5 protein-coding genes and 1 pseudogene are annotated in these 5051 nt (G+C 72.8%); 1 reads left to right on the forward strand and 5 read right to left on the reverse strand.

Annotated features, from left to right (window positions below; translation table 11 throughout):
• Both GWI24_RS40060 and GWI24_RS40065 read right to left on the reverse strand, forming a co-directional pair.
• Positions 1 to 99 (reverse strand): annotated as a pseudogene (locus GWI24_RS40060) (rod shape-determining protein); the annotation flags it as partial.
• A gap of 109 nt (positions 100 to 208) precedes the next feature.
• Complete coding sequence (locus tag GWI24_RS40065; protein WP_210950946.1) at positions 209 to 649, reverse strand: DUF6278 family protein; 441 nt, start codon at positions 647 to 649, stop codon at positions 209 to 211.
• Between the two features lie 154 nt (positions 650 to 803).
• Between GWI24_RS40065 and GWI24_RS40070 the strand changes: the two genes are divergently transcribed.
• Positions 804 to 2612: an SGNH/GDSL hydrolase family protein gene (locus GWI24_RS40070; RefSeq protein ID WP_210950947.1), complete on the forward strand. Its 1809-nt coding sequence runs from the start codon at positions 804 to 806 to the stop codon at positions 2610 to 2612.
• A gap of 48 nt (positions 2613 to 2660) precedes the next feature.
• Here GWI24_RS40070 and GWI24_RS40075 read toward each other — a convergent pair whose 3' ends face one another.
• The 3 genes from GWI24_RS40075 to pcaC all read right to left on the reverse strand — a co-directional run.
• Positions 2661 to 3440 (reverse strand): exodeoxyribonuclease III, encoded by a 780-nt coding sequence (locus GWI24_RS40075; protein WP_210950948.1) that lies wholly within the window; start codon positions 3438 to 3440, stop codon positions 2661 to 2663.
• A gap of 42 nt (positions 3441 to 3482) precedes the next feature.
• A complete protein-coding gene (locus tag GWI24_RS40080) occupies positions 3483 to 4130 on the reverse strand; it encodes an MBL fold metallo-hydrolase (RefSeq protein WP_210950949.1) in 648 nt (215 codons plus the stop codon).
• A gap of 134 nt (positions 4131 to 4264) precedes the next feature.
• A partial coding sequence (gene pcaC / locus GWI24_RS40085) for a 4-carboxymuconolactone decarboxylase (protein WP_210950950.1) occupies positions 4265 to 5051 on the reverse strand: 787 nt, incomplete at its 5' end.

Genomic DNA, 5051 nt, shown 5'->3' on the forward strand with positions numbered 1-5051 from the left:
CCCCGGCCGGACGACCCGGATGTGTGCGGGCGTCCGCCCGACCATCCGCCGCGCCGGCGGGCCGACCGCGATCAGCCCGCTGGTGCGGGTGTTCACGGCGCGACTGTCGGCTCGTCACCCCCCGGGGTCCTGGGGCGGAGCCCCTGGTAGCGGGAAGGGGCGGGGAGGGGAGCAGCCCGCCGCAGGCGTCACCATCCGCCGGACGCCCCTAGGCTTCGGCGACCTCGGCGTAGCGCTGGCAGAGTTCGGGGGCGCCGTCGGCGGCCCACTGCTGACCGGCCTCCACGACGTCGACCTCGCGGCCGGAGGCCAGTCTGACGACGGGCCGGCCGTTGGGCCACACCTGCCAGACGGCCCCGGGGACGGTGCGGACGATGACCGTGCCCAGGTAGAGACCGGCGTCGTTACCGAGCCAGGGGAGCTCGTCCGGGTCGTCGCGCCAGCGCGGCGCCATCTGGTCCAGCGCCTCCAGGGAGGCCGTGGAGTCATCGAGCCCGATGCCCGCGGCGGAGGCCCGCGCGCGCAGGAGTTCGCATTCGGAGAGCAGTTGGGCGACGCCCTGGGGGTCCTCCTCCTGGGCACCCATCAGGGCCGTGCCCGAGGCGGGGCCACGTCGCTTGCGCCAGTTGCCCAAGAAGGAGATGTTCATACCGCTCAGCGTGGCATCCAGGCCACCGGCGCACCACAGGGCGCGCGGTGTGAGCTGTGACCCGATGCTTGTCTTGACGACACCCACCTGCCTCCATACGTTCTCCGGGCACCTGTCGAATCGCCGGTCGGGTTGGTTGCGAGAGGGGACACATATGCGCGTCGCGAGACCGTGGACAACCGCCGGGATCGTCGCGGGAGGTGTCACCCTCGCACTCATCGCACCCTCCTCCGCCGCACCGGCCAGTGTGCCGACCCACAAGCCGCTCCCTCTGGAGCGGCTTTTCGACAACCGGGCGGTCAGCGATGACTCCCGGCCGGGTGACGCCGACTTCGACGGCGCGGGCGCCTCGCTCTCCGCGCAGGATCTGCGGGCCGCCGGCTGGACGCCGGGGCGCGATATCGCCCTGGACGCGGCGCGGCTGACCTGGCCGAGGAGCGCGGGGGCAGGGCCGGACAATGTGATCGCCGACGGCCAGACGGTTCGGCTGCGCGGCCGGGGCGAGGCGCTGACCTTCCTGGTGGCGAGCAGTTCGCCGAACGGGCCCGGCGCCGGGGCGAACGGCGTCGGAACGGTGCGCTACCGCGACGGGTCGAGCCATCCGTACACCCTGAGCGCCTCGGACTGGCGGGCCGGCCCCGCCGCCACCAAGGCCGTGGGCCTCCCCCATCTCAACACCGCCGCCGGGCAGCGGCAGGAGACGGCCCGGCTGTACGCGGTGACGGTGCCGTTGGAGCGCGGCCACGAGGTCGCGTCGGTGGTGCTGCCGAGGGACCCGGGCCCGGCGGCCGATCTCCATGTCTTCGCCGCGTCGCTGCGGCAGCCCGCGTACGGCTGGACCGGGAGCTGGGCGGCGAGCACCGCCGGGTACACCAAGGTGGGGCCGTGGACCGATCAGACGCTGCGGCTGGTGGTGCACACCAGCGCGGGCGGGCCGAGCGCCCGGGTCCGGCTGGAGAACACCTTCGCCGCGTCCCCCGTGGAGATCGGGCATGCGACGGTCGCGCTCCAGGCGAGCGGCGCGGCGGCGCAGGGGTCACCGGTGCCGCTGACCTTCGGCGGGCGGCCGGGGACCTCGATCCCCGCGGGCGCGCAGGTGTTCAGCGATCCGGTGGACTTCCCGGTTCCGGCGGACGCCAATCTGCTGGTGAGCATCCATCTGCCGGGTCCGGTCGCGGCGGTGCCGGTGCACAGCCAGGCCACCCAGCGGTCATATCTGAGCGCGGCGGGCAGCGGTGACCGGACCGCCGAGCCGGGGGCTGAGTCCTACACCGGCACCCTCACCACCTGGCCGTTCCTGACCGGGGTCGATGTGCGGGGCGGGCCGGGTTCGGTGGTGGCGCTCGGCGACTCGATCACCGACGGCACCAAGTCCACCAATGACGCCAACCGCCGCTGGCCCGATGTGCTCGCGCGGCGGCTGCGCGGCCAGTCCGAGGTTCCGGCGTACGGGGTGCTCAACGCGGGCATATCCGCCAACCGCGTAGTGGCCGACCGCTATCCGGGCGAGGGCGTCTCCACGGACACCGGCGGGGTCAGCACCCAGCACCGGCTGGAGCGGGATGTGCTCGCCCAGACCGGGGCCCGTACGGTCGTCGTCTTCCAGGGCATCAACGATCTGCGATGGGGCAGCTCGGCCGAGGAGCTGATCGCGGGTCTGCGGTCGGTCGCGGCGCGGGTGCGGGAGCGCGGGCTGCGGGTGGTCGGGGCGACCATCGCCCCGTGCGAGGGCGAGTCGCTGTGCACGGCGGACGCGGACGCGCGGCGCTCGGCCGTCAACGCCTTCATCCGGGACAGCGGCGGGGTGTTCGACGCCGTGCTGGACTTCGACGCGGTGGTGCGGGACCCCGAGCACCCGGCGCGGATACTGCCCGCCTATGACAGCGGGGACCATCTGCACCCGGGCGACGCGGGGTTGCGGGCGATGGCGGAGTCGATCGACCTGCGGAAGCTGGCCGGGTAGGGGGAGCCTCAGGCTCCCCCCTCCTCGCGAGGGCATCCCGCCGCGGAGTCACACCTCCAGGTCGACGACGACCGGGGCGTGGTCGGAGGCGCCCTTGCCCTTGCGCTCCTCGCGGTCCACATACGCGTCGCCGACCGCCTTGGCGAACGTCTCGTTCCCGTAGACCAGGTCGATGCGCATGCCGCGGTTCTTGGGGAAGCACAGCTCGCGGTAGTCCCAGTAGGTGAAGGGGCGGTCGTACTTCAGCGGCCGCGGCACCACGTCCGAAAGACCCGACTCGCGCAGCGCCGCCAGGGCCTCGCGCTCCAGGTCCGTCACATGGGTCAGCCCGTCGAAGGCGGAGCGGTCCCAGACGTCCTCGTCGGTCGGCGCCACATTGAAGTCGCCGAGGACCGCGAAGGGGCGCTCACCGGCCGCGTCCCCGGCGACGGCCGTGCGCAGCGCCTCCAGCCAGCGCAGCTTGTAGTCGTAGTGGGGGTGGCCGATCTCCCGGCCGTTGGGCACATAGACCGACCAGAGGCGGACCGGGCCGCAGGTGGCGCCTATCGCCCGCGGCTCCTCGCCGCCGTCGTAGTCCGGGCCGCCGGGGAGGCCCACGGTGACGTCGGTGAGCCCGGCCTTGGAGAGCAGCGCCACTCCGTTCCACCGGCCGGTGGCGTTGACCGCGGCCTCGTAGCCGAGCTCGCGGAGCGGCTCGTACGGAAAGGCGGACTCGGCGCACTTGGTCTCCTGGACGCACAGGACGTCCGTGCCACTGCTCTCCAGCCAGGCCAGCAGCCGGGGCAGCCGGGCGGTGATCGAATTGACGTTCCAGGTCGCGATGCGCATAGGGCACAACCTACATCCCGGCTCTGACAGCCGGCCCGGCCCTCAGAGGGTGAGGGATTCGCCCGGGATCAGCCGCAGGTGCTCGGCGCCTTCCGTACCGGGGCCCTCGGGGCCGAGCATCCGGCCGTAGACCGTATGCGCGACGTCGGACAGCAGGGCGTCGTGGATGTCGATGGCCCGACGCGGGCCGACCGCGCGGACGTAGTCGAGGATCTCGGCGAACTTGTTCCAGGGGGCGTGCACCGGCAGCATCAGCGTGTCCACCCGCCGCCCGGCGGGCACGGTAAGGGCGTCGCCGGGGTGGAAGAGCGCCCCGTCGAGCAGATAGCCCACATTGGTGATCCGGGGGATGTCGGGGTGGATGACGGCGTGCAACTGGCCGTGGACCTCGATGTCGAATCCCGCCGCGTTGAAGCTGTCGCCCTCCCCGATGGTGTTCACCCGCCCGGGGAACGCCGCGGAGATGTGGTGGGAGACGCTGCGGAGCGTCCAGATCTGGGCGGCGGGGTTGGCGTCGAGCGCCGTGCGCAGCCGCTCCTCGTTGAAGTGGTCGAAGTGCTCGTGGGTGACCAGGATCGCGTCCGCGCCGACCGCGGCGTCCTCTTCGCTGAAGGCCCCGGGGTCGATGACGAGCGTCTGCCCGTCCTTCTCGATCCGGACGCAGGCATGGCCCTTCTTGGTGAGCTTCATGGAGATCATTGTGCTACCAAGCGCCCCGAAGGGGCGCGGGGCTGTATCGATATGCGGCTCCGCCGCGGGGCGCGACCAGCCACAACGGCGCCGCAGATGGCCAACAACGCATCGCGGCACTTCCAGCGGAGCGCTCAGCCCTCCGGGCTCGTCTCCTCGCGGATGATCCGCTGGGCCACGGCGAAGGCGGAGTTCGCCGTCGGCACCCCGCAGTAGACGCCGGTGTGCAGCAGCACCTCCTTGATCTCGGTGGGGGTGAGCCCGTTGCGCAGCGCGGCCCGGGTGTGGAAGGCGAGTTCGTCGAGGTGGCCGCGGGCGGCGAGGGCGGTGAGGGTGACCACGCTGCGGATCCGCCGGTCGATTCCGGGCCGGGTCCACACCTCGCCCCAGGCGTAGCGGGTGATGAAGTCCTGGAAGTCGCCGGTGAACTCGTCGGCCAGGGACTGCGCCCGGTCCACATGGGCGTCGCCGAGCACCTCGCGGCGCACCTTGATGCCCTGATCGTACGCGTCGGCTCGGGCGTCCAGCAGCGGCTCGGGCACGTTCTGGCCGAAACCGACGACCTCGGCGCCGGGCGGCACGGGCGAGAGCACGGGCTTGGGCGGGGGCGCGGGGATCGCGGTCATCCCGGTCGGGTGGTCCGGGGTCTGCCAGGAGCTGGAGAAGTGGCGCACCAGCAGATCGGTGACGGCCATCGGCTGCTCGACCGGGGTGAGATGGGAGGCGCCGGGGATCAGCGCGAGCCGTGCGTCGGCGATCCCGGCGACCAGGACGCGGGCGTCGGCGGCCGGGGTGACCTGGTCGTCGGCGCCGACCACCACGAGGGTGGGCACGCCGATCCGGCTGAGCTCGGCGCGGATGTCGAAGGCGGCGAGGGCCTCGCAGGCGGCTATGTAGCAGCCGGGGTCGGTGGTGCGGACC

The sequence above is a fragment of the Streptomyces sp. MK37H genome (genome assembly GCF_018035285.1).
Taxonomy (GTDB): domain Bacteria; phylum Actinomycetota; class Actinomycetes; order Streptomycetales; family Streptomycetaceae; genus Streptomyces; species Streptomyces endocoffeicus.

Bases quoted from the DNA above. Each gene is read 5' to 3' on its own strand.
- GWI24_RS40065 (WP_210950946.1), bottom strand. From the start codon at position 649: ATGAACATCTCCTTCTTGGGCAACTGGCGCAAGCGACGTGGCCCCGCC.
- GWI24_RS40070 (WP_210950947.1), top strand. From the start codon at position 804: ATGCGCGTCGCGAGACCGTGGACAACCGCCGGGATCGTCGCGGGAGGT.
- GWI24_RS40075 (WP_210950948.1), bottom strand. From the start codon at position 3,440: ATGCGCATCGCGACCTGGAACGTCAATTCGATCACCGCCCGGCTGCCC.
- GWI24_RS40080 (WP_210950949.1), bottom strand. From the start codon at position 4,130: ATGAAGCTCACCAAGAAGGGCCATGCCTGCGTCCGGATCGAGAAGGAC.